The following is a 26363-nucleotide window of genomic DNA, read 5'->3' on the forward strand; positions in this document are numbered from 1 at the left end:
TAGTATTTAACCCCCTCTAATTAGCTTTCTGACAGATGCCCAGAAAGGCCCTTAGACTGCGCGTGGCAGGCGTAGTGCAAGGGGTGGGATTCAGGCCACACGTGTTTAGATTAGCCAGGCGCCTAGGCCTTTCGGGGTACGTGGTTAACTTAGGCGGGTCTGAGGTTGAAATCTGGGTAGAGGGAGACGAGAAAGCTGTAAACCTTTTCCCAGAGGCCTTAAGGAGTGAGACTCCTCGATCAGCCGAGATCGAGGAGACCATCATTGAGGAGGTCATCCCTGCTGGATTCATGGACTTCGAGATCAGGAAAAGCGGGCGGGAACTCACGAAGATCTCGATGATTCCGCCGGATTTCGGTATGTGCGAGGACTGCAAGAGGGAGATCCTGGACCCGTCTTCAAGGTGGTACCGTTACCCCTTTCACAGCTGCGCGTGGTGCGGGCCACGCTTCACCATCATCAGGAGCATCCCCTACGACCGCGAAAACACATCAATGGCGGCCTTCCCCCTCTGCAAGAAGTGCAGGGAGGAGTACTCAGACCCCCACAACACAAGGCGTTTCCACATTCAAGGTATTTCATGCCCCGAGTGCGGCCCCCAGGTTTACCTTGTGGACTCAGATGGAAGCCCCCTTCGCGTAAAGGACCCCATACTGGAAGCCGCTAGGCTGATCGACGAGGGATTTATTGTAGCTGTAAAAGGCATAGGCGGCTTCCACCTTGCGGCCCGCGCTTCCGACGACCGCGCGCTCAGGGAGCTGAGGAGGAGAAAGAGGAGAGGCCGAAAACCCTTCGCGGTGATGGCTCTCGACATTGAAACGGCTAGAAGGGTAGCTGTCGTGGACAGCCAGGCGGAGCAAATCCTCCTGAGCCCGGCTAGACCCATACTCATACTCCCTAGGCGTGACGTGGTTTCACCCGAGGTCGCGCCCGGTCTTAAAACCGTCGGGGTCATGCTGGCTTATACACCTCTACACTACCTCCTACTAGCCGGGACGGAGGATCGCTTCGCAGTAATGACGAGCGGTAATGAGAGCGGCGAGCCGATAATAAAGGACAACGAGGAAGCACTGGAGAAGCTAAGAGGTGTAGCCGACTATTTCCTGTTGCACAACCGCGAGATTGTGAACAGGGTTGACGACAGCGTCTTGAGGTTCGCGGACGGTGAGCCAGTTTTCCTGCGGAGGTCAAGAGGCTACGCTCCCAGGTGGCTTAGAGCGCCTCGAGGCTTCAAGAGGCCGGTAGTAGCCTTGGGGGCAATGCTGAACAACACAGGGGCTGTTGGCCTGCGGGAGTACGTCATACCGACTCAGCACATAGGAGACTTAGAGAACATTGAGACGCTCAACTTTCTGAGAGAGGCGCTTTATTTCTTTATAAGGACGTACGCTATATCACTCCGCGATGCCGTCATTGTAGTAGATAAGCACCCAGGCTTCTTGAACAGGGTGCTTGCTCGGGAGTTAGTGGAAGAGTATGGGGCGGAGCTCCTCGAATTTCAGCATCACGTGGCCCACGTGGGTGCTGCTCTTCTCGAGTACAAGGTGCGAGAGGGGTTCGGGATCGCGATAGACGGTGTAGGTTACGGCGATGACGGTGCAATTTGGGGGGGAGAAGTTATGCACCTGCAGGAGGGAGGCTATAGTCGCGTAGGGGGGCTTGAGTACCTTCCCATGCCCGGCGGGGACAGATCGACGATCTACCCGTCTCGGATCGTAATCGGGGTTTTAGCCGAGAAGCTGAGCGTGGAAGAGACGCTGAAACTAGCGGCTAAACTAGGGCTGGACAGGCAGCTCCCAGGTGGGGTGAGAGAAGCCTCGGTTGCTGCCGTTCAGTCAAGCAGAAGCATTAAGTGCTCTAGCGTTGGGCGATTCCTGGACGCCGTCTCCGCGCTGTTGCACGTCTCGTGGGAAAGGACCTACGAGGGAGAGCCAGCTATAACGCTTGAGGAGTTCAGCTGGGGCGGCAGACTGTTGAACTACAAGTTTGAGCGCGCCGGAAGCATTATCCATACAAAAGACTTCTTTTTCGACTACGTCCTCAACGGTCGCTTTAATGGGGAGAGAGCTCAGGATGTGGCGTACACTGTGCAATTCGAACTGGGAAGGTCTCTTGCGGAAGTCGCGCTCGAGGAGGGCGCGAGGACGGTCTACGTGACGGGTGGAGCCGCGGTTAATTCAATTTTGCTGAAAGGTATGAGGTCGGTTATGGGTAAGGAGAACGTTCTCTTGCAGAGAAAGCTCCCGCCTGGAGATGGAGGGGTTTCAGCGGGACAGGCATACTATGCGCAGCTTAAGGGGATAGCTTAATTAGGCTTCGGCACTGTTTTCAGAAACGCAATGATGACTTGAACCCGATTCGAGTTATCTAGTGACTGGGGCCGTCGCTGCTGAGCGCTCTATAGGATCGTTACCTCAGATCCGAGCGCGATGCCGGGAAGATGCCGCCTAAAATATGCAATGAAGCTGTTGCCCCTAGCCCCGTGCTTTCGCACGATCTTTCCGATGAACTTCTTCCCATTTGGGTGCGTCCACACGACTTTCCTGCCGATCACTAGGTGGGTTGTCGTTTTTCCTTCAACCTCTATTATCACCTGCCTAGGATAGTAACGCTTCCTACCGAGCCTGAAAGACAGTATCCACCCTCTCACCGGGTTTCACCCGGTCTTTTAGTAGCAGACCGTGAGGAGAAAAACTTTACGCTCATTTTTTACTCAGATCTTCACATAAATCATGGCATCTCGAATCAATAGCATTACATACCTGGCTGCATCCATCTCCGTATTTGTTGCAGAGTTCCTCGCATGTCTCCGTGCAACCTGTCTGCTCTTGGCCCTCGCACTCCTCTATACACTCGGCCAATAACCTTTCGCACCTACTGGTACACTCCTCAACCATCTCCTCACATGCCAGTAAGCAATCTTCACTTCGAGCCATTGCTTACTCTTGACAGCGCATCATGCTTTTATACGTTCCTGCGCACCAGGGCGGCATTACCCGTGAAACCCAGGCTTTCCACCAGCATTGAAGTCAATCGACGAACTTCTCTATCAACGCTTGCTTTGAACTCGGGCTCTTCCTCGTAAAGTTGAACGATCCCCTCTCTAATAAACCGCTTACCGTCTCTTCGCAGGTTAAGGGCTACGAAGGAATAGTGCCGGAAAAGGGGTGTGTCCACAAGGTACCTACCCTGGATTCCGCTGAGCCTTACATGCTCTTCTAGGAGTCTCGCAAGAGTCTCGTCGTAAAGCTCTCCCCTGACGCGAACCTGCTCCTCAAGGAACGCGAGGACCTCATCGTAGATCTCCTCGAAGAACCTCCTGACACGGCTAGATTCGTGGCGGGCCATCAGGCGCATGAGGAGCTCGAAATACACGCCAGAGACCTTGTACTTGAAGAGACCCCCAGTCGCTCTTCTAATCGTATCGTGAACCCCAGGGCCTTTCATCGAGAACGGTGCGCGGCCGCTACCGCTGTGGAATGAAAGGAGCACGTTGAAGAGAGCTGAAATACTCGAGTAGACCTTGACCCTGTCGTAGAGTTCCTCTAAACTTCCTGTGTAATCCTCCCTTTTCTGGAAACCAACGTTAGGCGCAACGAAGTCCACAGGTACCCCACGCTCAGTTGTCTCTCTTAGAATGAAGTACAATTCTTTCGGGTCTGTGATGTTCGGCGTTTCGTCGAAGGCGACCTCGACTCCAAACTCCCAGGGAACCTCCTCTCGGATGATCCTGTAAATGCGCTCAAGCACCTCCACGCTCCTGTAAAGCTTCAACGCAATCCGCTTAACCTCGAGCTGGTCAAACTTCAAGCGGAGACCTCCAAGACTCACGTCTACTCCCAAGTATTTGTCGAGGAGGCTACTGTCACCCACCTGATCTTTAAAGAGGGTGCTCACCTCGTCATTGGTCACTTGATCAGCCGCGTGATTTATCAACTCGCAGGTATCTATGGTGAAGAAGTAGATGTTGCGCGTGCTCGCAGCCTCTCGCACCTCATCCCGAATGTACTCCAAGACCTTCTCGACTTCCCTGTCCGAGAGCTTGGTCACCGCTCGTCCTCCTGTGATTCTCCTAACGGCGTCGGTAGCTGAGGCCGTCACGGAAACATGGTCGGCCTCGATCTCGACGGCAACCCCCTTCTCCTTAGCCTTAGCCGCGCTCAACTCTATGTACCTATGAATGGAGGTTCCAGTGTGGCCTCTCGTAATCTCGTAGGCCCCCGGCGGTGCGTTTATCACGTACTCCGGTGCGGTTTCACGGTGGTATGAAAGCATAACCCCGCCGGCGGTGCTCTTGTCCTTGAAACCATTGAGTATGCCATCCAGAAACACTTCAGGTATTCTGACTCCAACGGCTAAGTGAGGTGTCTTCCCGAGGTAGAGGGGTGTCCGAAGCATCTCAAACTACACTTCGAGCCTCCAAGCTTTATATCTTCTTGCCCTTGTCTTCCGGCATGAGCGTTTTTAGAGAAGCGCGGGAGCACACGCTACTCTCGGCTCCCGTTCCTGGTCAGAAGGCCTCTCTCCTCGAGCATTTTTGCAGCTTGGCGCAGTACGCCTCGAACCACGTGCCTGAGCCTAATGTCGCCGAGCTTCATAGCGGCACGACGTATGCTCCCCTCCCTCGCGACCAGGCTCAGTATTTTCCGCTGATCGCAGTCCAGGCTCAGGTGCTTCAGCGCGAGAACTGCAACCTCCTGCGGTGGCTCGCTGTAAGGCCATGCCTCCAAATGCTCATCAATAAAGTTTTCGTACTTTTCAATGAGCTCGAAAATGACGAGGTATACGGTATCGTGCGGCCCTAAATTCGGGTAGTGCTTGCGCAGAGCGGCTCTCAGCTCCTCTGAGCTGTTAAAACCATCCAAACGCGCAACCTCGTCGGTGATCTCGTCCAGCCTGAGCCTGCGCACCTCAAGTACCTTCGCCTTGCCGATAATTTTACCACCAGCGTGAATAATAACCTCTTCCCCTGGTTTAACCCCCGGATGTTTAGCCCTAATCGTGGCGGTCTTCTTCCCGTGTAAAAGCAGGGGGATATAAGACTTAGAGAACATTAGGTGCTTTATCATTCTAGTTCTCGATATCTATCGATATGTCCGGGTACTCGGGAACTTTTCGGGCCCCCGAAGAGTCTCTGTGTATTATCACGTCGAGGGCTCTCAGCGTGCCTTTGACGTCTGCGACGAACAGAGGCAGTATTTCATAGTACTTCTCAGAGTGAAGGTGTATTGCCTTTACGGGAGCGCCGAGGGCTATGCGGGCATCGTGCTTTGCTCTCCTCGCCTCCGCGATAGTGGCTACTATCATGTCGCCTAATCTTGCCTTCTCTTCGTCGAAATTGAACGCGGCGGGCCAGGGAGCTGTTGTTATGCTTTCGTACCCTTCGCGCGAGCTGTAGACTACACTGTAGATTTCCTCGCTTATGTGCGGAGCGAAAACCGAGAGAATGTTTAGAGAGCTCAGAAGAACCTTGTAGGAGGTGTAGAGGGCGCCGGGATCCCCCTGAGATAGACGGTACTTGATAGCCTCTAGGTAGTGGTCACAGAACTTATGCCACACTGTGTCTATGATCAGTTGTGCAGCTTTCTGGAAGTCGAAGCCCTCTAAGGCTTTCTCGGCTTCGTTGATCATCTCCGAAGCCTCACGCATCATCCAGTGGTCGACGGGCGTCAATTTTTCGGCGTGGCTTTCCTCGGGCTTGTAGTTCCTCAAGTATGGGTGTAGAAGCCGGGACGCGTTCCACACCTTAACCAGGAAGCGGTGTGCGTAGTCGACGCCCTCCCACGAGAACCTGACATCTTGACCGGTTGAGGCAGCTGTTGCTACCCACAGTCGGAAGCTGTCCGCACCGTACTTCTCCAGGACCTCACTGACCGCAACGTAGTTGCCGTAGCTTTTGTGCATCATCCTCCCGTCGGTGCCCCTGACCATGCCGTTAATCAGCGCGGTCTTGAACTGAGCTTTGCCGAAGAGAGCTACACCGCGTAAAATCAGGTAGTAGTCCCACGTCCTTATAATATCATAGCCGTTAGGTTGCAGGTCTGCCGGGAAGAGTCTCTCGTCAAGGTTGTCCGGCCAACCAGCGTGAACGGCGGCGGTTATGCTTGAGTCCATCCACGTGTCCATCACGTCTTTTTCACCGACCAGGTTGGTTGAGCCGCACCGGGGGCATTTCTCGATAGGCGGTTTATCGAACCTAGGGTCTATCGGAAGGTGCTCCGGGCCTACGACGATCTCGTGGCCGCAGTCCTTGCAGTAGTAAACAGGTATCGGCGTCGCAAAAAGCCTTTGACGCGAAATAACCCAATCCCAGTCGAGGCTAAGCACCCAGTTCTCGAGCCGCTTGTACATGTGAGGTGGGACCCAGCGAATCTTGGAGCCTTCCTCTAAAACGGCCTTGTCGAGGGCGGTGGATTTCACGAACCACTGCTTCTTCGGTATTATCTCCACGGGGGTATGGCATCTCCAGCATGTCCCGACGCTGGTTCTGATACTCTCCACCTTTACGAGCAACCCCTGGCTTTTGAGGAGATCGACGATCCTCCTTCTTGCCTCTTCAACATGCAGCCCTTTAAGTGGCCCGGCATTCTCGCTCATCGTTCCGTTGTCTGATATGGAGATTATAACGGGGAGTGAGTACTTTTTCTGCCACTTAACATCCGTTTTGTCCCCATACGTGCAGATCATGACTGCTCCACTTCCGAAATTGGGGTCCACGGCCTCATCGGCAATTATGGGAACCTCCCTTTCGTAGATTGGCACGATTGCGTGCGAACCCACGAGCCTCGCGTATCGCTCGTCCTTCGGGTTCACCGCAACGGCCACGCATGAGGCGAGAAGCTCCGGGCGGGTTGACGCGATAACCAGATCTTCCCCCGTCTCCTTGACCTTGAACTTGAAGAAGTAGAGGGGCCTGTCTTTCTCAACGTACTCAACCTCAGCCTCCGCGATCGCCGTCTCGCATCGAGGGCACCATATGACCGGGTGCTCACCCCTGTAGATGAGGCCTTTCCTGTACATCTCGATGAAACTCAGCTGGGTTCGGCGCCAGTAGTCCGGATCCATGGTCATGTACTCGGTGCTCCAATCTATGCTAAGTCCAAGACCTTTCAGCGCCTTCCTCATGGAGTCAATCCACTCTAAGGTGTACTTCTTGCATAGTGCAATGAACTGCTGAGGCTCGAATTCGCTCTTCCTCTTACCTGTTATTCTCTCAACCCTAACCTCAGTTGGCAACCCGTGGCAGTCCCACCCTTGGGGGAAGAAAACATTGTATCCACGCTTCCTTTTATATCTGGCAACGAAGTCAATGTAGGAGAAGTTAAGCGCGTTCCCTACATGGAGTTCACCGCTCGGGTAGGGTGGAGGCGTGTCAATGCTGTAAGTTTTTCGGCTCTTGTCGTTTCGGTCAAACCTATAGAGGCCCCTCTCTTCCCAGAGCCTTTGCCATTTACTCTCGATGGTTTTGAAATCGTATGTCTTAGGGAGAGTCTCGGCCATTGTATCGTAAACCCAAGAAACTAAGGAATAAAAACTTAATCCTCCCTCTCGGATATCCGCAGATTTTTCCCTAGTGGTGGTGATGGTGATGATGCTCGTCCTCCACGTCTGTCAATGTCTCCTCTACACCTATCCCGGCGATCGCCTCCCGAATATCCTGTGGGATTTCGGCGCCGTACGCCTCGAGTATCTTGGCCACGAAGTAGGGGTCTGGAGCCGCCCCCTCGAACTCCACTCTGTCCTCGCCGTTAATCTGTATTACGTTTTTCGGAACAGCGTAGACACCGTAGCTGTCTGCTAAGTCGCTGAACTCCAAGGCCTCTATCATGTCGCCGTAAATGCTCTTATTGACCATAGCGAACCTGTGCGATGCCCTCACGGCGAGCGGGCAGTAGGGGCACGTCGGAGTTACGAAGACCATGATCCTAGTTGGCTTGGTAACGTACTTCTTCAGTAGATCGGCTAGCTTGGGGTCGATTTCCGGCTCACCCCTAGACGCGTCGAGTATATCCTCAACAAAGGCTCCAAACTCGTAACCTGCAGGTATGCCGAAGTACCTTATGTTCCACTCATCAACCCCGTGTATCAGTATCGCTGGGAACATAGGGATGTTGTACTTCTTAACCTCAGGGTCTCTGCTCGAGTGCCTCTCGATCCTTACTTTCCCGCCGGAGGTTTTACTTATCAGTTCCAAAATCTGCTCCGTGTCATCGCAGTACATGCACTCAGCTTCAGGGTCTCTAAAGTACCTTATGATAACTGGGTTATCCAGCTTTGCGAACATCCTCGTGAGCTCGCCCACCAACTCCTCATCGTATTCAACAGGCATAGTACCCCAACCTCTATCTAGGCGTGGTTTTTAAGCTTTTGTAGTGCTGGCCCCGCCTAAAATCACTCTTGTCCGCTGTTCGCCTGTAGTTACCTTTTTTCGTAAACGGTCAAATGTTTCTTAGACAGGTTGCAGCTACAGTAGAGAGAAGGATTCAAGGATAGAGGACATCAAGGAGAGTGAGGAAGCTACGTTTTCTGAAAAACCTTAAGGAATCACTTTAACTCCGCTCGAAGTGCCGATATAGATCTTAGATGGCTTTTTGATCGCGAAGATACCGTTCGCGACTACACCTGGGAGTGTCATAAGCTCTTTTTCTAGGCTTTCAGGATCGCTTATCTCCTGGAATGAGATGTCGATGAGGAAGTTGCCGTTATCAGACACCACAGGGCCCAGCTTACCTTTCTCAGCAAGTCTAAGGGTTGTGGTCGTTACGCCCCTGAAGCTCTTAAGCTCTTCAATGACCTGATGGACGGCGAGCGGGTGCACCTCAACAGGAACAACCTGGACCTTTTGTTTGCTGGCAAGCTTGCCTTCATCCACTATGATGATATACTCCTTGGAATAGTAGTCCACGATTTTCTCTCTGAACAGCGCGCCACCAGCACCTTTTATAACCCACCTCTCTGGGAAAACGGCGTCGGCCCCGTCAAAAGATATATCGGGTCTCTCGTCGAGCAGGGGCCTCTCGATCAGACCAAGCTTTCCAGCTAGAAAACTCGTGTCGTAAGATGTTGAAACGAAATACACCTCCAGCCCCTCCCTCTTCACCTTTTCTGCCAGCCTCTCTATGAAAAGCCTGATGGTGCTACCGCTTCCAAGCCCTATAAGCATGCCGTCCTTAACGAGTTTTAGAGCTTCCTCTACCGCTATGAGCCTGAGCGTAGCCACCTCCACGGATATGAGACAAGCGTGTTTCCTACTTAAACTTGGCTTTCTACAGCTGTGCTCGGCTTGTCTGCTTTCTTCGCATCGTCAGGGGGTGAGAATTTGGGTCTCCAAACTAACAGCAGAGGAAGGACACATGGGTGAGATTTCTAAACGTTTTTCAAATATCTCAACCTCGCACTTTTGGTCTAACGTGGAGGAAAATATCCCTAACTGGCCTCTAATGGAGGAGGAAATACTCGTAGTGGAAGATGAAAGCCATGTTTACTTTAACTTCCCTCACTCTCTTTACAAGAAGACGATCGAGAAGTATGTAGCCAAACTATCCCCCATCGTAAGGGTGAAGGACGATCCTCTCGGTGGTAGGAGAGTTGTGCTTACCCTGGACAAGCAGGGTGGTCTAGAAGTTAAGGCTTGGCTATCCCTGATGATGGACAAGCTTGGCAAAAAATACTTTATAACAGAGCTTGAGATAGTTTAGGCGGCAATGATGAACCTTGTAAGGGCAGACGCGTGAAGAGTCGAACCCTGCTGAGGAACTATGCCCGAGACCGTCTTCGCCGTGGAGGTTTTGGAACCATTCATAAGCAAGTGGATGTTCATCGAGCTATCTCACGCGTCAAGGATCGTCGGGAGAGAGAAGTTCTGGGTATTCAACGTCGCGAAGGAGTGCGAGCGACAGCTACTCGGAGAAATCGCGTCACGTGTTGAGCGCGAAAGCATAGCAGCATTTATTGGAGAAGTCAGCCAAAGCTTCACTATAGTCGTGTTGGACCCCTCCGCCAAAGTGGACCTTAGCCCTCAGGACTTCAAGGGAAGAGTCCTCGTCGTTATTGGGGGTATAATGGGCGACCACCCTCCACGAGGCCGAACGAAGAGGGATTTAACTGACAGGTTAGGACAAGTGCCCTTGAAGCGGAGAATAGGTCCTGGACAGTTCACCATCGACGGTGCCATCTACGTCGCCTATAAAGTCTCAAAGGGGGTTCCGCTGGAATCGATAGCTGTTCAAAGAGGCCTTTACCTTTCAGATGGCGATGTTGAAGTACGCTTGCCCTATACTTATCCAGTGGAGAACGGTCGTGTAGTAGTGTCCGTAGAGGAGGTCAGGTATCTATTAGGGGGGCTCGAAGAGGATGAGGCTAGAGCCATAAGAGATGGTGTGTTGCCATCTATCTGCTAGTCTGCATCCAGCCCCCTTGCTTGTCTAGATCCCCAGGGTGTAGAGTTTCTGTGCTACGGCACCCCATGAACCCCCCCAACCGCCTGTTGCCTACCAGGAACACCTTTTTCACCAAGAATCACTCAAATACTCCACTGTTGATGTTACCAACAACAGGTTGAAGAAGCACCTGCTGCCATCGCACTTGCTTCTCCGCCAAGCCCCTCACCGGCTCGAAGAACTCCAAGTCTGACCTCCTCTGTGTTTTGCGCATCTCTCATCTCAGTTCAGCTGAAATATTCGAACATGTCTCTCGCGTATGGTAAGGGTCATAGTGCTGGGCACGAAAGGGTGCACGTCCCTGCACTTAAACCTAAAAGGGAAAATGGTAAAGAGGCAGAGATTGCTGCAGGAAGAAGCGAGATAAAATTTGCTAAGTTCCCACGCGCTCAACGCTAATGAGATCTGTAGATTCTCTGCGCCTGCCAGCAGTGAATATAACTATATCGCCCACCGCCACGTAACCGTCTCGTGTCGCCTTGGTGAGTAGCTCTGAGAACAGGTTTGGAGAACCCTTATTGAGCGTGGGGTCGTAAACCGCCTTAATGCCTTTTAGAAGGTTGATGTAACGCGCAGTGTTTGGCGAGCTCGTATACACTATCACTTCCCGTGAGGGTCTGAACTTAGCCAGCCTGCGCGCTGTATTTCCTCTTTCAGAGAAGGCTAGGATCTTTCCTCCGATTATGTCTGAGAGGAGAGTTACACCCTTTGCTATCGCTTCGTAGTGGTCTTCGGGTTCATGGCGTTGAGGGTTAGTGTCTAACCTCTCTGCCTCGATTATTATTCTTTTCAACCACGATACGGCTTCGACAGGGTACTTTCCGGCTGCCGTCTCTCCTGCGAGCATTAGAGCATCGGCATCCATCTTAACTGCTGTGATAACGTCGACGACCTCTGAACGGGTTGGGACGGGGTTGTTCACCATCGATTCCAGTAGCTGTGTGGCTATTATGCTCGGTTTGCCTCGGAGCCTAGCCTTCCTGAGTATTTCCTCCTGCACTCGGTATATCTCTTCAAGGTTGTAGAAGTTTGCAAGGTCCCCCCTAGCAACAAGCACCATGTCTGCTAGAGCAAGAAGCGAATCTAGCCTCTCAACTGCGCTCTTGGTTTCGATCTTCGCTATTATCTTCACCTCCTCGGCCTTGAGGTCGAAGAGCAGCTCCTTAAGCCTTCTGAGGTCATCCTCGCTCCGGACGAAGCTCAGCGCCACTGCGTCAAACCCGTTTTCAACTGCGAACTTCACGTCGCTTACGTCTTTCTCCGTTAGCGAGGGTAGAGGGTACTCTTTACCCCTAACGGCTACCGTTTTCCGCGGCTTAAGTTCCCCGTCCATGAGGGCTACAGTGATTAAACGGTCGCCGAGGTTTTCCTCCACTCTGAACGCCAGCCTACCTCCCTCAACATAGAGGACGTCCCCCAAGGAGGCGGTCTCAAAGAGGATGCGCATCGGAACAGGAATACCCTCTCCGGTCTCACCAAACGAGAACACCACTTTATCTCCGGGCTTCACAGGCTTCGGCTCAAAGCTTCCGAGCCTGACGACCGGGCCTTGTAGGTCAGCGATGAGCGTAGCCGGGCGTCTAGGGGTCTCCAAAGCTCTGATTTTATGGACAAGCTCCTTGAAGACCGAATACTCTGCATGCGAGAAATTGAATCGAAATCCCTCAACGCCTTCCCAGAACAGCCTCTTCAGTGTGGTGTCATCCCATGAAGACGGTCCCAGCGTAACAATTATCTTAGTTTTTCTCGTCTGCATTGAACCTCGAAAACCTGTAACTTGCTTCAGTATTTAACAGTTGATCTCAGATCCGTCAAGCAGCCGGCACTACTACAGCTAATGTTCTCACCGTTGTATCTGAGCAATGCTGGGGCTGACCCCTTGCTTGCCGGCTTAGCGTAGCCTCACAAGTGCCTAGGCGGTATTCCATCCCTGGACTAGCATCGATGCCATCTGTAACTCTATACCGGCTGGACTTAGGGGCGCTCGAGCACCCTGATGTCCTTCTCTAATTTGCGATGTTAAGGTGTATGTCGAGCATTGGAAGAAGCAGAGAAAGATATCATTGTTAGGTCTGAAGAAGCCCGAGAAGGTAAACGAGCTTTACGCTATTCTCGACATATTTTCTAGCAACGTTATCAAGGAATCTTGTACCCTTCTCGTGATCGCGGTATATTCTGTCTCCAAGCCAGTTCCTACTGTTGACAAGCTCTCGCTCGACGTCTGCTAGGCTTATAGCGTTAAGTTGGAAGGTCTGCCGCGCCTCCTCCGAGAGGTTGCGCTGAAGCTCCTCTAGCCCTGTAACATCCATCCCTAGGAACTTCCTGATTCTCGGCTTCGCATCATCCACGAGGCCCATCTGAATTAACCCGCTGAGAAGCGCTGCGTGGTAGGTGAGCCCTAGCATGTGGAGCTCTTCGCGGACCCGGTTTACATCAAATACGATTAACTTGAAGTTGTTGTTAAGCAACTCTTCAAGCCTTTTCTGGGCCTCGCCTGTTGACTTAACCCTGTAGAACTCCTTGACGAACTTCTCTACTACAGTTTCCTCGCCATCGAATATCGCGATATAGCCATACACTAGATCCCCCCTGTCGTCTAGCGGTACTAGGAGGACATCGAGAGAGGCGAGTTTGAGATGGCGGCCCGGCTTTGGGACGTAAAGCTTCTTCCCCTGAAGGAGCAGTGCTATCTTGTGGGATGAGAGGATGTATTCGACGACTCGCTTGGCCAAATCTCTCGCCAGATCCCATTTTCCTCCAAGGCCTATCCATTCGATGTGAGCTTCCTCGTCACGCGCGAGGAGCAGAACCTCTGCGACTATACTGGGGGTGTAAGCATCCAGCTCCCGGTAGATTTTCTCCCAATCCAGCTTCTCTATCAGGCCAGCGCACTCCTCCTCCCAGAGAACCAGCGTCTTCCGTCCTCCAAGTGTTGACAGCGAGTAGGAGAAAGTAAAGAGGGGGAGCCTATATGCTTCTCGCAGGAAAACCATGAGGAAGGCAAGTCCAAGCCTGATTCTCCTTAAATCCTCCTGGTAGTCGAGTTCGATTAAACTGCCGTACGTGTAGTCCTGGTACTTGCCAGCAGTAAGGGCTGGTATTTCCACGACTCGCCTGTCCCTAACGATTATAGTCCCACTCTCCGTCTCGACGGGGCGCCCCCGCTCCCGCTCAATTATCCATACCGTCTTGTAGGGGTACTTGTGATACAAACCGAAGCCCCCTGTTGGGGGTATAACGTTACTGATTGCCTCCGAAAGTAAGCGCCCTCGGAGGTAATCGTGCACAATGCTCGCTCGCTCCCCCCACTTTGCCTTAATTTTCCTGTACTCTTCAAGAGCGAAGGCCAACGCATCGCTCCTCGAGAGCACGCTCTCGCTTAGTGGTTGCACTATTACTCTCCTAACGGATCTCCCGGTTTCTCCTCCCTTTCGAATCGCGGTTACGATGCCATCTGACGAGTAATCTAAGCAGCCTACCTGAAATTTCTCTACGAGGTCTGAGAAAGATATGTCCTCTAGGTACTTCTCGCCACTGTCATCGACTAAGACACGTTTGATCCCGAAGGGGGGCGCGAACTCGTAGAAGTTGATGTTGTACCATGTGCTCTCGCCTCGGCGCGTGAGGGAGCCGTTGCTGTAGAGGCCCAGCTTCTCAAGAAACTCTGACTCCTGCCTTGAAAGTCTCTGCCCAGACTTGACTTTAAACAGTGTGTAGAAGAGTAGGCCGTACTTGTTGTCCTTGTTGATCAAAGTTACCTCGATTGGGCTTTCGACCCAAGCCTTCAGAACCTCAGCACCTCTGCTTAGGAGCTCGCGGTCCCACCTAGCCCCCGGAAGGATCACGGTCTCGGTGTACGGGATAGTTTCCCTTCTCCCCTTTCTACCGTTTCGTTGCCAAAATTCACGAACATCATCCGGTAGGCCGATGTGCACAACTCTGGCCACAGCTCCTATATCAATGCCCTGAGTGAGAGTTCGAGGGGAGATGACAACTTTCACCCTCCCCTCTCTCATGAGGTTCTCGATCTCCTTCCGCCTCTCCTTACTCACCAAGTGGTGATGGGAGGCCACGAGGCTTTTCTTCTCATCCGGAAGCGAAGCCACGAGTTTCCTGTAGATCTCTTCAGCCCTGTTTATGCTCCGAGTGAAAACCAGCGTTGCATACTCGTCGTCGACGTACCCACGCAAGAGGTCGGTGGGGTCTAGGCGCCATGGAGAGACCTCGACCCCTAAAGCCTGGAGGGCCTCTACTACTTTGAAGTAGTTCTTCTTAAACGCGTCGAAATTCTCGAGCGCCTCAGCAACCTCCTTCCCCTCACTGAGCTTTTCAACGAGGCTTTTGTACTCCCTGAGCTTCAGCCACTCCTGTAGCAGATTCTTGCCGAGGGCTATGTACACCCTGTCCTCGCGCCTGAAAGGCTTACCGTCGATGATCGCGCAGTCCTTTCCCGTGTACTCTTTCAGCACGGAGCACATGTCCTCAGGATTGGAGAGGGTAGCCGTTAGAACAGCCACCTGCAAGCCGCCTCTCACTTCGGCGAGAATTCTGATGAGTGAGAGGAGTAGCGAGAGCCCCCGCGGGCTGTAGAAGTCGATCTCATCGACGACCAGGAGGTCCAGCTCGTTTATAAAGCCTAACAGAAGGCTGCTCGAAGGCTTTACGGCCAGCCTTTTAACGTCCATGAGAAGGAAAGCCGGGTTAGTCACGACGATATCGGCATTCCTGATTTCGCTCTTTAGCTGGCCGAAGGTTTTCCCAGAAGCGCTTGCCCTCGTAGTTGCATCCACCGCGTAGACCTTTAAACCCGTAGCTGAGGAGTACTCTTCAAGTCGCGACAGCTGGTCGTAGGACAAAGCCAGTGTCGGGTAAACAGCGAGCGTCTTCTTCCGTTCTTTAGCCACGTAGAGCCACCATGCTTCCGTTTTACCGCTTCCTGTGCCCGACCTCAGTACTACGTTTTTTCCACGGACGAGCTCCTGGAAGGCCACGTACTGGTGCTTGTAGAGCTTCCTTCCAGCCAGGTAGGAAAGCCTCGGTGAACTCGGGGGACACTCAATGATCTCACCAAAGGTGACGTTTACGGTCTCCGGCTCTACGCTAGGCTCAGTGAAGCTGTAGAAGTCCACTTCAAGCCTCTTGAACACCTCCTCCGTGCTTATCATCACGAACTCTTCCCAATGAGGGAGTGACTAATCCTGACCAGGACGAGAACGTTAATAAAGCGTTTGGTCATACGCTCATGTGCATCCATTACTCGACTGGCTACTACGGATAGCTAGCGGAGTTGGCGGGTATCTTGGCATCTTTGTCATCTCGATAATCGGCAATTTAATTCCGTTTATCCCTATACCGTACCTAGTCGCCGTGTACCTCTACTCAGCGCTCATCCCAGGGTCAAACCCTCTCCTAGTCGGCGTGGTGAGCGGAGTTGGAGCAGGCTTGGGCAAGCTCCTAGTTTATTTGGCCAGCCGGGGGGCCTCACACTTTATAATAAGTAAGGAAACCCGTGAGAGGTACACCCGAATCTCTTCCATGTTGGGGAAATGGGGTGCGGTAGCAGTCTTTCTTTTCGCGGCTACACCGAGCCCTGATGATGCAATAATAATACCCCTAGGGCTAATGGGGTATGATCCACTTAAGTTCTTCCTTGGAGTAGCTTCAGGCAAGATCATCATTAGCGTTCTGGTAGCCTACACGGGGGTTGCTGTCGCCAGGATCACCGGAGGAGAGTTCTTCATGGGGCTCCTAACATCGATTATTTTATTCGTGATTGTTATGCTGATAATCTCTCTGATTAATTGGGAAAACATTTTAACAGTTCTCGCAGAGAGAGGTGTTAAAGGCCTGCTTGAGGAGGTCAAAAACAAAGGCCTCGAAGCGGTTTTCTACCCGAGAAAAACAAATAAAGAATAGCTAGGCAAAAGTAGAACGTGACCGTCTACGCTCTCGAAAATTCTTACGGCATAGCCGCTGGGATAGCAAAGTCTATTGGAGACAAGCTTGTCCAGGTAGAGTACAAGCTCTTCCCAGACGGTGAAAGCTACATAAGAGTACAGCAGAGGCCAGAAGGCCCTGCAGTGCTTGTTGCTTCCCTGTACCCCAACCCCGACAAGAGGATCTTCGAGCTCTTCATGGCGGTTGAAGCTCTAAGGGCCATCACGCAGGATGTGGTAATAGGAGTAGTGCCCTACATGGCTTACGCGAGACAGGATAGGAGGTTTCTGGATGGTGAGCCGATCAGCGTGAAGGTGGTGCTTAAAACTCTCGAAGCGCTCGGTCTCGACGCCCTAATCGTTGTCGACATACACAAGCCCGCAGTCCTCGATGAGTACTGGGGAAAGCCTTACCGCAACGTCTTAGTTGACAAGCAGGTAGCAGACTACTTCAAAGGCAAGCTTTCGAACCCGCTGGTTCTAGCACCTGACGCCGGGGCGTTAGAGCGGGCTAAAAGAGTTGCAGAACAACTAAATGCAGATTACGATCACTTGGTGAAGGAGCGGGACAGAGTAACCGGGGAGGTCAGGGTCTCCACAAAGGAGATTAGCGTCACTGGGAGGGACATCCTCATCGTGGACGACATCATAAGCACTGGCGGTACTATGGCGTTAGCGGCCAAGACGGTCCTCGCGCAAGGAGCCAGGAGCGTTTACGCCTCATGCACGCACGCCGTCATGGTTAAGGGAGCGTTGGACCTTCTCCTGTCCTCCGGTATACAAGAGGTTGTTGCCACGGACACCGTGCCCTCCCCGGTATCAAAGATTTCCGTTACACCCGCAGCCGTTGAGGCACTTAAAGACCTATTGGAAGAAGTTCTCTAGTTTTGCTGTTTTGTCGGGCTTCTTCTGATTACTTCCTAGCGAGTTAGCCTTAGCTTCGCGATGGGAGAATAATAGTTTTGAAATGTCGAGGAACTCCTGTCTTCCGCTCCACGCTTTGGACCAATCAACGTCCTTCCCGCCGAGCTCCACTGCATAAAGTTCACTGAAGCTATGGATGTTCACGATGGCAGGGAGTGGAGCCGCGGCTCCAGACACCAGGGCCTGCCCGACCGTCAGGCTGGAGAGACTCTGAACAAGCTCGGCTGTAATGTCCTCTACACTCAGCATTATGTGGCGTTGATCTTCGGGGTTTGTGGTCCTCATTGCTATGAGTGTACCGCACTGAGCCAGCAAGGTCTGGCTTAGCTCTCTAGGCCTCTGGCTGACGATACCTAACCCTACTCCGAACTTTCTGCCTTCTTTAGCTATTTTCTCGAGGATCTGGCGGGAGGGGGTCTCACGGTCTTTAGGAGCGTAGATGTGCGCTTCCTCAACTATCACGAGTACCGGTAGCGAGGCACCTGCCTGAACGTGGGCTGACACGACCCTCCACAAGGCGCGTAAAATAGTCGCTGTAGTCGTGATCTGAACCTCGCTGGGTAAGCCTCCAAGGGCTACTATTGTCAACCCCTCGTCGAAGAGCCTCCTGTAAACCTGCGCGTAGGCCTGCCCGCTCTTCTCTGGTTCCGGTGCCAATACCCTCTCGTAAATCTCCTTGCTTGCAGAAGGGGAGGTGATGAAAGAGAGTTCTGGGTCATCTAGCAAGCTTGCCAGCTTAAGCCTAAGGTCTGTAGCCGAATCATCGCGGCCTCTAATTTCCTCAAGAAGTTTGCCTGGCTCGAAGTATATTGGGTCATCCGGAGTGGCCTCTCCCCACTTCTCACGGCGAACGGCTAGTAGGGCCTCGCGTAGGTGGAGGAGTTGCTTCGTTGCGCGGCTATCAAGCCTGAGAAGCTCCGCAATCTCCTCAAAGCCTAAGCTCCACAATGGTACTTCGAGAGACTGCGGGTCAATGCCGTACCTCCTTCTGAGCATCTCCTGGAGAACCCCACTGGGAGAGAATACCCTGACTCTGCCCTGAAACAGTTTCGCGAGGGGGACGTACTCGCTATGAGTGTCTATAAGCAAGATGCGGGGTGAAGTGTACCTTTCGAGGATTCTAGATACGATCACTGCAACCGTGTTCGATTTCCCGGAGCCAGTCATAGCTAGAACCGCGAAATGCCTAGAGGCGAGCATGTTTAAGTCGAGCGTGAAGTTGACGCCTGGAGCCGCAACTAGGGTGCCTACATCGATATCGTAGGAAGACAGGAGTGGTTTAAGCTGGTCTACACCAGCTAGGAAAACCCTCTCGCCAGGAGCTGGAAGGCTTTCCACGCCTCTAACGACCTTCCCGTCACGCACGTAGCCTACCACAACGGCCGTTATCTCGTTCCTTGTGACGATTACGTCTTCATACCCTTCGAGTTCCTCGAGGACGCGCCCGCGCTTGTAGAGCTCGTCCGTGAGAAGATAGCCGGCGATAAGCGCCAAGTGCTTGGTTCCACTGCTCGAACGGAAGGTCACGTACGTCCCAGGCCTGGACACTAGCCTGAAAGCTTCGTCGGGAACAGCTATTCTAAGCAAGTTTCGTCCAAAGACGTTCACTATCTTGCCAACTTCGCCACTCAAGGCGTACTCACAACATGCATGGGGTTTACGTAAATAAATCGATCACTGGCGATCAACCTTAAAGAGCGATTTCCCGACCGATAGGCGAGAGGATACTCTTTAAAGCTCCGCTGGAGTCCCGCCAGAGCCTTGTGGCAAAAGCCTCGGCAAGCTCTTGCGAAAGCACTGCTTTGTGGTGTACAACCGCAAGAGGGCGCGGGTACCCGCTTCTTTCATCGGCGAGCTCCGAGAGCGTTGCCATCACGTCCTCCAAGCGATCCATAGGCACTAGCTCGCTGGGAAAGGATGCCTGAAGAACGGGACCAGCCCTCGAGATCTTAAAGTACACAACGGTGAACCTGTTGAACCTATACGCGCGTTTAATCGTATCCGAGGACGCTATTGGGTCTCGTGGAGGAGAAACGGGTTTGAGCGACCTTGCTTTCATGTCCTCCCGTAAAACAAGATACAAGCGCTCCTTTGCATGCCAGATGATACTAAGCAGAACCGCATCGCTGATCCACCCCTGCACGCCGAGCACCTCAGATAAAAAGCGGCTTGTGGTCTCCTTCGCCACCCATATAGGCATGATCCCACTTTCCTTGGCCCGTGAGAGTAACTCGCCCAGTAGCCTCAAGTAGAAGTTAACCTCGGTGTACGCTACGCTGAAATCTATGAGGATCTGCTTGCTGAGACCTTCTTCAATTCCTAGATCTGACAGCGGCTCGTACAAAGACTCGGCGTGATCGTAGATTGTCGCCAAGAATCGGGCAACAGCCTTCAGGAACCTCGCCGCGTCCTCCTCCTTACCGGCCTCCTCAATCAACCCATCGATAGCTCTGTTCACTTCATCCTCTACATCTTTTAGCACGGTCTGTAGAGGCACCCCCCGAGCTCTAAGAGCAGAGTGCACCTGTGTGACAGCCTCATAAGATGAACCGTACCCAGCGAGGAGCGATGCCAAGCAGCTTCCGTCAAACACTACCAGCTCGACACCCCTCCTGACAGCCCTTATACCCTCTAATAGCTCGAGCGAGCCCATGATTAGCGAAGCCCTCGTCTCCCCAAGGAACTTAGGAATGAGTATGTGAGGTAACGGGTGCCGCGCCCCCGGCATGCCGTCTACGAGCCTCCTGGAGACAACTCCGACAGAAGCCAGCGAAAGCAGGGAAACGAAAGACCCCTGCCTTTCGCTCAACGCGTAGCTCCCATCGATAAACCACGAGCTGCTTAACGGCCGGCTTTTTATTTCATCAGCCTCTTCAAGCTCGCTCTTTGCCCTGGACACGATTTCCTCGATTTCCCAAATCAGCTTTGATTTATCCAGTCTGTGCATAATGAGACTTCAACAACTTTTCGGCCCTTAAGGGCTAAAAGTATATTTTCCCCCTCGCCTGAAAAATGTGATGCCTGAAGGCTTTGACATGGTAAGCTTCCTGCTCGAGCTCGTGAGAATTCCTAGTGAGTCGGGGTACCAAGGAAACACCATCGTGAGGCGTAACTACAGGGAGATTGTCGCGCTCATCGAAAAAACAGCCGTTGAGAACGGGCTAACAGTTGAGCGCTTGGAGCTCCTTAACGGAGACATACCATCTCTCGTGATAGGGCTCCCTGATGCTCCTAGGAACAAACCATCGATGGCGTTTGTCACACACTATGACGTGGTTCCAGCTAAAGGCCCCTGGGTTGTGGACGGGCAGCAGATGGATCCTTACGAGCCGATAGTGAGAGACGGTAAAGTGTACGGTAGAGGGGCTGCGGACGACAAATCGGCTATCGCAGCTGTCATGGCGGGGCTTGTCTCTCTTAAAGGTGCAGGGGAGAAGTTGCGCTATGCTCCGTTTCTGGTGATTACTGGGGACGAAGAAGTAGGCGGCACCGGGGTTAAAGCCCTGCTGGAACAGGGTTACAGGTGGGACCGCGTTGTGATCGTTGATTCGGGCTCCGAGTACGTTTCAGTTGGGGCAAGCGGCGTTGTTCACGGATGGATTAAGGTGAGGGGAAAATCCGGTCACGCAGGCTATCCTCACGAGACACGCAACGCAGTAGAGGACTTATTGAAGCTATTGTGGGAGCTATGGGAGTACAAGGCTCTCAGACATGGGAAGCTGTCGAAGCTCCCCTCTCCTCCAGGTAGCCCGGTGCCCCAGGTCTGGGGACGCTTTACAGTAACTGTGGTTAAACTCCCGGAAACAGAACCCGAGAAACACAACAGAGTACCTGGAGAGGCGTGGGCGGGATTTGACATGAGGCTAATACCGGAGGAAAGGGTAGAAGACGCTCTGCATGAGTTCTACGCATACTTCTCGTCAGCCGTATCCAAACTAGGTATTAGCGCGAAAGTTGAGGTAATCACAAGTCAGCCGGGTTGGTACGCGAAGAACGAGCTCTTCGTCAGAGAGGTTGTAGAGGCCGCGAAGAAAGCTTACAGAGATGTGGGCTTCCTTGGTGAGCCTTCTGTTGCCGCCGAGCTGGGAGGGAACGATGGAACTTACTTTGACCTCTACGGCATGGACGTCGTGGCGTTCGGAACCATACGCGAGGGGACGAACATTCACTCCGAAGGTGAGTTCGTCTACATTGAAGACCTAGAGATGTTTAAGCGCTTTATGGTAAACATTCTTTTAGGGGATTCTCGTTGAAAGTTAAGGTTAGGTACTTGGCCTTCTTCAGAGATTTAACGAAATGCAGCGAGGAGATCTTTGAAATCCCTGAGAGCGAAGCTAAGGTGGCTGACATCTTAACAACTGTTTCCGAAAAATATCCGCGTATGAAAGACTACGTAAACAGCGGGGAATTCGTTGTCCTCCTAAACAACAAAAGCGCGAGGCTCGGCGACACCGTAGTTGAAGGGGATGAGGTCATCCTCATGCCCCCAATTTCTGGGGGCTCACACTATGCATTCGTCGACTCTGTGGATCCGGTCGTGCTGCTTGAAGCTATGCTCAAAGCCCTCGATGACAGCGCAGGAGCCGTGGCCGTCTTCATTGGAAGAGTGAAGGGCTCAATCGACGGGAAAAAGGTAAGCGAGCTTTACTACGAGACCTTTGAGCCGATGTCGACGTCCACACTCGCGAAGATAGGTGAGGAGGAATCGCTGAATCACGGGCTCCTCTACGCGACAATCTACCACAAGAAGGGCTCTGCCAAGCCCGGGGAGCCAGTGCTGTTCATAGGAGTAGCCTCAGAGAGTCGAGAAAACGCTCTAGGCGCCTTGGGAGCGATCCTAGAGCGCGTAAAGCACGAAGCCTACGTTTGGAAGCTTGAAAAACGAGAAGACGGTGAGTTCTGGATACTGGGAGACAGAAAAAGGGTGCCAAGAGGCTAGGGGTTAACGAAGTGCTCCTGAAATCGCGTGAACTGATTTGTAGAGGTGAATCAGCCACTAGGTCAGATAGGTTTATCGTCCTTTGAGGCCTGTTTAACTTTCTCCAACACGCGTACTTCTCTTATCAAGGTGTAAGGATACTGGCCTCTACCGTCTTTCTCCAGGGATTTTACCATATCCCACACCGTCAAGAGCGCCACGGTAACGCCCGTCAAAGCCTCCATTTCGACTCCCGTCTTTGAGGTGGTTTTAACAGTGACCGTTGCCTCCACACCATCCTCTGTTAAATCGAAGTCGACCTCCACGCCGGTTATTGGAATTGGGTGACAGAGCGGGAGTATCTCCCAAGTCTTCTTCACTGCAAGTATCGCTGCCACGCGCGCCACGTTCAGCACGTCGCCTTTTGGAACCTTCCCCTCCAGTATAGCTTTTACCGTTTCTTTCTTCAGTTGAATGAAACCGCTAGCAGTAGCCTCTCTGTAGACTTCAGGTTTCTCCGTTATGTCCACCATCTTCACTCCTATTTTGCCGCTCATACGGCTCGCCTCGCTAGGCTTAAGACGTGGCCAGCCTCTGGGACGATGAGTTCCCTTAAAGCGGTCTCGACAGCCCCCGGCGACCCAGGAATACAGAAGATAATTTTACCGCGTACAATCCCGGCGGTGGAGTTAGAGAGGAAACTGGATGAGCCGGCTTCCTTAAAGCTCACAAACCTGAATAGGTCCCCAAACCCTTCTAGCTCTTTTTCAAACAAAGGTCTCACAGTTTGAACAGTTAGATCGTCTGGCGTGGGTCCTGTGCCCCCGCTTACGATGATCTCATCAACGTCCGGCTCATTCAATAGAGTATCTATTGCTAAGAGAATAAGACGAGGGTTGTCAGGGACGAGAACATAACGCGTCAACTTATGACCACTCCTTTCAATTATCTCCCTCGCTTTCATGAAGGAAACATCTTCCACGCTCCCTCCCATCCGCGAGGCGAGATACCTAGATGTGCTCACAGTTACAAATGCAAATCTTACAGTGGTTGGAGCCTCCTTTTTATGTACCTCGATCGTAGTCATTGTAGGAGCTTTCTCAAGGGTGTCTAAAATAATTTAGCCTTAGAGAAACGTTTTATATCATTCACTATCGAGTACGCATGTGGAGCAAGAGAGGGGCGCTGAAAGAGAACCCTTTAGAGGAAAATTAGCAGGGGGCTATGTAGTTGTATGCGGCGAGGAGGCGGTCTCCTTTCTGGCTGAGAGAGGTTATGGTCTACGAGAGGCTGAGTGTCTTAAGTTGTCGCTCCTAGAGGCTGCTTACCTTACGTATAGAGGGTTGCTACTGGCTGTTGATGATTCGGGTGAAGAGCTCCACTTTGACTCCATAGTAACTTTGGGGGGCAAGGCCGATCCTGACTTTTGGACGAAGCTCAACGTGTATTCGGATCTAAGAAACCGTGCTCTTATGGTTTTTCCTGGTGTTGCTCCCTTGGAATTTCTTATTGACTGGAAGAAGAAGGATAAGGTGCGAAGATACCTTGTGAGGGTCGTGAAGGAAGGAGCTAGGCTTAGTTTTAAGGAGTTTGAGGAAATGTTTCGAAGAGCGCTTGAGAGCGATCGGGAACTCGTATTGGCAATAGTTGATAAAGAGGGGGTTATCTCATACTATACCGTAGAGGGTGTGTTGCGTGGCAAGCTCCCAGAAGTTGAAGATCGTGACAAGGTACAAACTGAGCAAGAAGGACAAGAAAGCGCTTTTTGAGGAAGCCATGAGGGAAGTTGGCGCTGAAGTAGCAGGCTTGATCAATTCGAGTGAGAACGTGGAAGTGGCCAAGCTAAAGCATGCAAGTCTAACTGAACTTTATTTCGTTGACGGGATGGTCACCTTAGCCAGGTTCGAAAAGGCGGGTCTGATCCCAAGCCTCTACCTTATATACCGGAAGGGTATTACTCCCAGCTATCCGTCAGTCTACGTTGACCAAGGGGCCATACCACACATTCTCAACGGAGCTGACGTCATGGTTCCGGGCATCAAGATGATCGAGGGCGAATTCGACGCAGGGTCAAAGATCCTCGTGAGGGATCACGATAAAGGTAGGGTAATCGCAATAGGAGTCAGCTTGATGTCGTCACAAGAGTTGAGAGCTGTGCATAAGGGTAAAGCCATTAAAAACCTGCACTACCTCAATGACGATATATGGCAGCTTTCCCTGTCTTAAACTACCCGAACACTCTCCGCATTCTGCGGGGCCAACACATTGAAGTTCAAGTGGGTTTTCTTCCTGAACCAGTCGCTGAGAAGATAGGATCGAAACTCTTCAATCTTGCTTCTCTCGCCGTGATTCAGTATCACTGTTCGCGGGGTAGGCTCAACTCTTCTTAGGTAGGCCTCTAGCTGCCTTCTGTCGCTGTGGCCTGAGAAACCTTCAACTCTGTACACGCCCATCTTCAACTCCTTTGTGACAACCCTGCCTCCCTCATCAAGGAACGTCAATTTCCGCAGTCCCTGAAGTATCTTTCTTCCAAGCGTACCCTCAACTTGGTAGCTCACAAATACCAAGCTACTATTGGCGTCGTCTGAAAGTATCTTCAGGTATTCGAGCACAGGACCACCCGTGAGCATACCGGAAGTTGCTAGGATTACCGCTGGTCTTGTGCTGGCCACCTCTTCCTTGTTTTCACCGCGGTAGATGTGTATGTTTTCGGAAGTGAAAGGATTCTGGTCGTTGTATATCAGGTTTCTAACGGTTACGGAAAGGTACTCTGGGAAGGTCATATGCACCGCGGAAACCTCGTCTATCATACCTTCGATGTAAATTGGAAGAGGTGGAATGATTTTATTTCGAATAAGGTCGAGTATTGCAAGGAGGACCTCCTGGGCTCTCCCAACGGCCAGGACAGGTATAAGCACAATCCCCTTCTTCTCTATGGTTTCGAGGATGATCTTAGCTAGCTCGAGACGAGCTTCCTCCTCGCTCGGCAAAACATCGCTCCTGCTACCGTAGGTGGATTCCATTATCAGAACCTCTGCTCTTGGAAACTTGGTGTGTGCTGGGTCGAGTAGCATGGTTCTCGCGAACTTTATGTCGCCAGTGTAGACGAGGTTAATAAGGCCCTCACCTATGTGGAGGTGAACCAGAGCTGAGCCTAGGATGTGCCCAGCTCGGTAGAGAGTGAGCTTTACCTCTGGGGCTATATCCGTAACTTCTCCGTAGCCAAGAGCGTACGTGTGGAGTATTATCGACGATATTTCCCTTGCTGAGAAAAGTTGAGGCCTGCCTTCGCGCTCAGAGACCTTTATGTAATCCTCGAAGAGTAGCTTAGACAAGTGGAGCGTAGGCTCAGTCATGTACACAGGTCCCTTGTATCCATACTTGAACAGTACTGGTAGTGCTCCGACGTGGTCGAGATGGGCATGCGTTATGACAACAGCATCGAGAGAGTCGACATCGAACTCAGGCAGGTCAAACATCGGTAGCTCGTCAGAGTTTCCTGTGGGTTTCAGCCCAGCATCTAGGAGTATATTCGCCTCTGGCGTTTGAACTAGAATAGCGCTTCTGCCTACTTCCTGGAAAGCTCCGAGCGCGACAACTCTTACTCGATCCGTCTCAAAAACGGGCTTTCGGTAAACTCTATTGCCAAGCTCTTTCAGGAACTTTCTCCTGCTTTCGACTTCGGCACGATAGATCTCGCGTATCTCGCGTACGCTTCTGCTAACAATGGGGGGTCTGCGCAGAACGCGCGGATACCAAAGAGTGTCGATGAAAATTCTATTCAAAGTCTCTTGATTAACCTTCTCAGGGTAGAGAAGCTCTATCTCGACTTCACCTATCGCTTCGTTGAAGTAGAGATCTTTTAGACCAGCCTCTTTCGGTATCAGTGAGAGTATTATATCTCGTGCAGTCTTCTCGTCTAGTCTAGATGCGTCATCTCCCCTCACGATGACTCTCTTCCGGACAGTTTTAGCTATTCTCTTAACGAGCTCGCTGTCATTCTCAAGAAAGACCTGAGGTCTCCTAGTGTAGATGGCTATTCGTGGTCCTTCGAAATCCACCTTTGTGATCTCCGCACCAGGTGGGAGATTGCTGAAGATCGCCTCCCTGACTTCCCGAGCTACTGACGTCACAACTTCCAAAATC

General features: G+C 52.2%; 22 protein-coding genes. 9 read left to right on the forward strand and 13 right to left on the reverse strand.

The annotated features are described in order from the left end of the window. Positions 1-35: 35 nt before the first annotated feature. Complete coding sequence (hypF, locus tag ACNO7C_RS03960; protein WP_460025679.1) at positions 36-2309, forward strand: carbamoyltransferase HypF; 2274 nt, start codon at positions 36-38, stop codon at positions 2307-2309. Positions 2310-2398: 89 nt separating this feature from the next. Here the strand turns inward: hypF and ACNO7C_RS03965 are convergent, their stop codons facing one another. The 6 genes from ACNO7C_RS03965 to rpiA form a co-directional block, all read right to left on the reverse strand. Beyond that, positions 2399-2650, reverse strand: coding sequence for a 50S ribosomal protein L35ae (locus ACNO7C_RS03965; protein WP_460025680.1), 252 nt, complete (start codon positions 2648-2650; stop codon positions 2399-2401). A gap of 314 nt (positions 2651-2964) precedes the next feature. After that, positions 2965-4398, reverse strand: a complete 1434-nt coding sequence (locus ACNO7C_RS03970; RefSeq protein WP_460025681.1) for a tagaturonate epimerase family protein — start codon at positions 4396-4398, stop codon at positions 2965-2967. 89 nt (positions 4399-4487) lie between these two features. Next, entirely contained in the window at positions 4488-5069 is a 582-nt protein-coding gene (locus ACNO7C_RS03975; RefSeq protein ID WP_460025682.1) for an ASCH domain-containing protein, read from the reverse strand. A gap of 1 nt (position 5070) precedes the next feature. After that, a complete protein-coding gene (locus ACNO7C_RS03980; RefSeq protein ID WP_460025683.1) occupies positions 5071-7500 on the reverse strand; it encodes a valine--tRNA ligase in 2430 nt (809 codons plus the stop codon). Positions 7501-7570: 70 nt separating this feature from the next. After that, entirely contained in the window at positions 7571-8329 is a 759-nt protein-coding gene (pdo, locus tag ACNO7C_RS03985) for a protein disulfide oxidoreductase (protein ID WP_460025684.1), read from the reverse strand. Positions 8330-8536: 207 nt separating this feature from the next. Beyond that, positions 8537-9226 carry a ribose 5-phosphate isomerase A gene (gene rpiA / locus ACNO7C_RS03990; RefSeq protein WP_460025685.1) on the reverse strand — a complete coding sequence of 230 codons (690 nt, stop codon included), beginning with the start codon at positions 9224-9226 and terminating at the stop codon, positions 8537-8539. A 184-nt stretch (positions 9227-9410) separates the two neighbouring features. On the opposite strand from rpiA, the gene ACNO7C_RS03995 reads away from it, so the two are divergent. Together ACNO7C_RS03995 and ACNO7C_RS04000 are read left to right on the forward strand one after the other, a co-directional pair. Beyond that, positions 9411-9698, forward strand: a complete 288-nt coding sequence (locus ACNO7C_RS03995; protein WP_460025686.1) for a hypothetical protein — start codon at positions 9411-9413, stop codon at positions 9696-9698. A gap of 90 nt (positions 9699-9788) precedes the next feature. Continuing rightward, positions 9789-10400, forward strand: a complete 612-nt coding sequence (locus ACNO7C_RS04000; RefSeq protein WP_460025687.1) for a hypothetical protein — start codon at positions 9789-9791, stop codon at positions 10398-10400. Positions 10401-10812: 412 nt separating this feature from the next. Here the strand turns inward: ACNO7C_RS04000 and pyk are convergent, their stop codons facing one another. Both pyk and ACNO7C_RS04010 read right to left on the reverse strand, forming a co-directional pair. Further along, on the reverse strand, positions 10813-12195 hold the full coding sequence (gene pyk / locus ACNO7C_RS04005) for a pyruvate kinase (RefSeq protein WP_460025688.1): 1383 nt from the start codon (positions 12193-12195) through the stop codon (positions 10813-10815). 310 nt (positions 12196-12505) lie between these two features. Next, entirely contained in the window at positions 12506-15604 is a 3099-nt protein-coding gene (locus tag ACNO7C_RS04010) for a DEAD/DEAH box helicase (protein WP_460025689.1), read from the reverse strand. Between the two features lie 79 nt (positions 15605-15683). Here ACNO7C_RS04010 and ACNO7C_RS04015 point away from each other — a divergent pair, with 79 nt between their 5' ends. Continuing rightward, complete coding sequence (locus tag ACNO7C_RS04015; protein WP_460025690.1) at positions 15684-16355, forward strand: VTT domain-containing protein; 672 nt, start codon at positions 15684-15686, stop codon at positions 16353-16355. A gap of 17 nt (positions 16356-16372) precedes the next feature. Further along, positions 16373-17260: a ribose-phosphate diphosphokinase gene (prs, locus tag ACNO7C_RS04020; RefSeq protein ID WP_460025691.1), complete on the forward strand. Its 888-nt coding sequence runs from the start codon at positions 16373-16375 to the stop codon at positions 17258-17260. On the opposite strand, the gene ACNO7C_RS04025 is transcribed toward prs, so the two are convergent. Next, positions 17240-18931 (reverse strand): ATP-binding protein, encoded by a 1692-nt coding sequence (locus ACNO7C_RS04025; protein WP_460025692.1) that lies wholly within the window; start codon positions 18929-18931, stop codon positions 17240-17242. The two genes, prs and ACNO7C_RS04025, sit on opposite strands and share 21 nt — an antisense overlap. Positions 18932-18989: 58 nt before the next feature. Continuing rightward, entirely contained in the window at positions 18990-20246 is a 1257-nt protein-coding gene (locus tag ACNO7C_RS04030) for a DNA double-strand break repair nuclease NurA (RefSeq protein WP_460025693.1), read from the reverse strand. A 70-nt stretch (positions 20247-20316) separates the two neighbouring features. Here ACNO7C_RS04030 and ACNO7C_RS04035 point away from each other — a divergent pair, with 70 nt between their 5' ends. Both ACNO7C_RS04035 and ACNO7C_RS04040 read left to right on the forward strand, forming a co-directional pair. Next, positions 20317-21552 (forward strand): M20 family metallopeptidase, encoded by a 1236-nt coding sequence (locus ACNO7C_RS04035; protein WP_460025694.1) that lies wholly within the window; start codon positions 20317-20319, stop codon positions 21550-21552. After that, positions 21549-22238 (forward strand): molybdenum cofactor biosynthesis protein, encoded by a 690-nt coding sequence (locus tag ACNO7C_RS04040; protein WP_460025695.1) that lies wholly within the window; start codon positions 21549-21551, stop codon positions 22236-22238. The genes ACNO7C_RS04035 and ACNO7C_RS04040 overlap by 4 nt, the downstream gene beginning before the upstream one ends. Positions 22239-22300: 62 nt before the next feature. On the opposite strand, the gene moaC is transcribed toward ACNO7C_RS04040, so the two are convergent. Then, a complete protein-coding gene (moaC, locus tag ACNO7C_RS04045; RefSeq protein ID WP_460025696.1) occupies positions 22301-22774 on the reverse strand; it encodes a cyclic pyranopterin monophosphate synthase MoaC in 474 nt (157 codons plus the stop codon). Continuing rightward, positions 22771-23304: a MogA/MoaB family molybdenum cofactor biosynthesis protein gene (locus ACNO7C_RS04050; RefSeq protein WP_460025697.1), complete on the reverse strand. Its 534-nt coding sequence runs from the start codon at positions 23302-23304 to the stop codon at positions 22771-22773. The genes moaC and ACNO7C_RS04050 overlap by 4 nt, the downstream gene beginning before the upstream one ends. Before the next feature lie 79 nt (positions 23305-23383). Between ACNO7C_RS04050 and ACNO7C_RS04055 the strand changes: the two genes are divergently transcribed. Together ACNO7C_RS04055 and ACNO7C_RS04060 are read left to right on the forward strand one after the other, a co-directional pair. Continuing rightward, a complete protein-coding gene (locus tag ACNO7C_RS04055; RefSeq protein ID WP_460025698.1) occupies positions 23384-23986 on the forward strand; it encodes a hypothetical protein in 603 nt (200 codons plus the stop codon). Further along, entirely contained in the window at positions 23940-24443 is a 504-nt protein-coding gene (locus tag ACNO7C_RS04060; RefSeq protein ID WP_460025699.1) for a PUA domain-containing protein, read from the forward strand. Before ACNO7C_RS04055 ends, ACNO7C_RS04060 begins: the two co-directional genes overlap by 47 nt. On the opposite strand, the gene ACNO7C_RS04065 is transcribed toward ACNO7C_RS04060, so the two are convergent. Then, entirely contained in the window at positions 24440-26350 is a 1911-nt protein-coding gene (locus ACNO7C_RS04065) for a beta-CASP ribonuclease aCPSF1 (RefSeq protein ID WP_460025896.1), read from the reverse strand. The genes ACNO7C_RS04060 and ACNO7C_RS04065 overlap by 4 nt on opposite strands. Positions 26351-26363: the final 13 nt, after the last annotated feature.

The sequence above is a fragment of the Infirmifilum tikiterense genome (assembly GCF_054696565.1).

Coding starts and splice junctions, on each gene's coding strand:
- hypF (WP_460025679.1), top strand. CDS start 36: ATGCCCAGAAAGGCCCTTAGACTGCGCGTGGCAGGCGTAGTGCAAGGG.
- ACNO7C_RS03970 (WP_460025681.1), bottom strand. CDS start 4,398: ATGCTTCGGACACCCCTCTACCTCGGGAAGACACCTCACTTAGCCGTT.
- ACNO7C_RS03975 (WP_460025682.1), bottom strand. CDS start 5,069: ATGATAAAGCACCTAATGTTCTCTAAGTCTTATATCCCCCTGCTTTTA.
- ACNO7C_RS03980 (WP_460025683.1), bottom strand. CDS start 7,500: ATGGCCGAGACTCTCCCTAAGACATACGATTTCAAAACCATCGAGAGT.
- pdo (WP_460025684.1), bottom strand. CDS start 8,329: ATGCCTGTTGAATACGATGAGGAGTTGGTGGGCGAGCTCACGAGGATG.
- pyk (WP_460025688.1), bottom strand. CDS start 12,195: ATGCAGACGAGAAAAACTAAGATAATTGTTACGCTGGGACCGTCTTCA.
- ACNO7C_RS04010 (WP_460025689.1), bottom strand. CDS start 15,604: ATGATAAGCACGGAGGAGGTGTTCAAGAGGCTTGAAGTGGACTTCTAC.
- ACNO7C_RS04030 (WP_460025693.1), bottom strand. CDS start 20,246: ATGCACAGACTGGATAAATCAAAGCTGATTTGGGAAATCGAGGAAATC.
- ACNO7C_RS04035 (WP_460025694.1), top strand. CDS start 20,317: ATGCCTGAAGGCTTTGACATGGTAAGCTTCCTGCTCGAGCTCGTGAGA.
- moaC (WP_460025696.1), bottom strand. CDS start 22,774: ATGAGCGGCAAAATAGGAGTGAAGATGGTGGACATAACGGAGAAACCT.
- ACNO7C_RS04050 (WP_460025697.1), bottom strand. CDS start 23,304: ATGACTACGATCGAGGTACATAAAAAGGAGGCTCCAACCACTGTAAGA.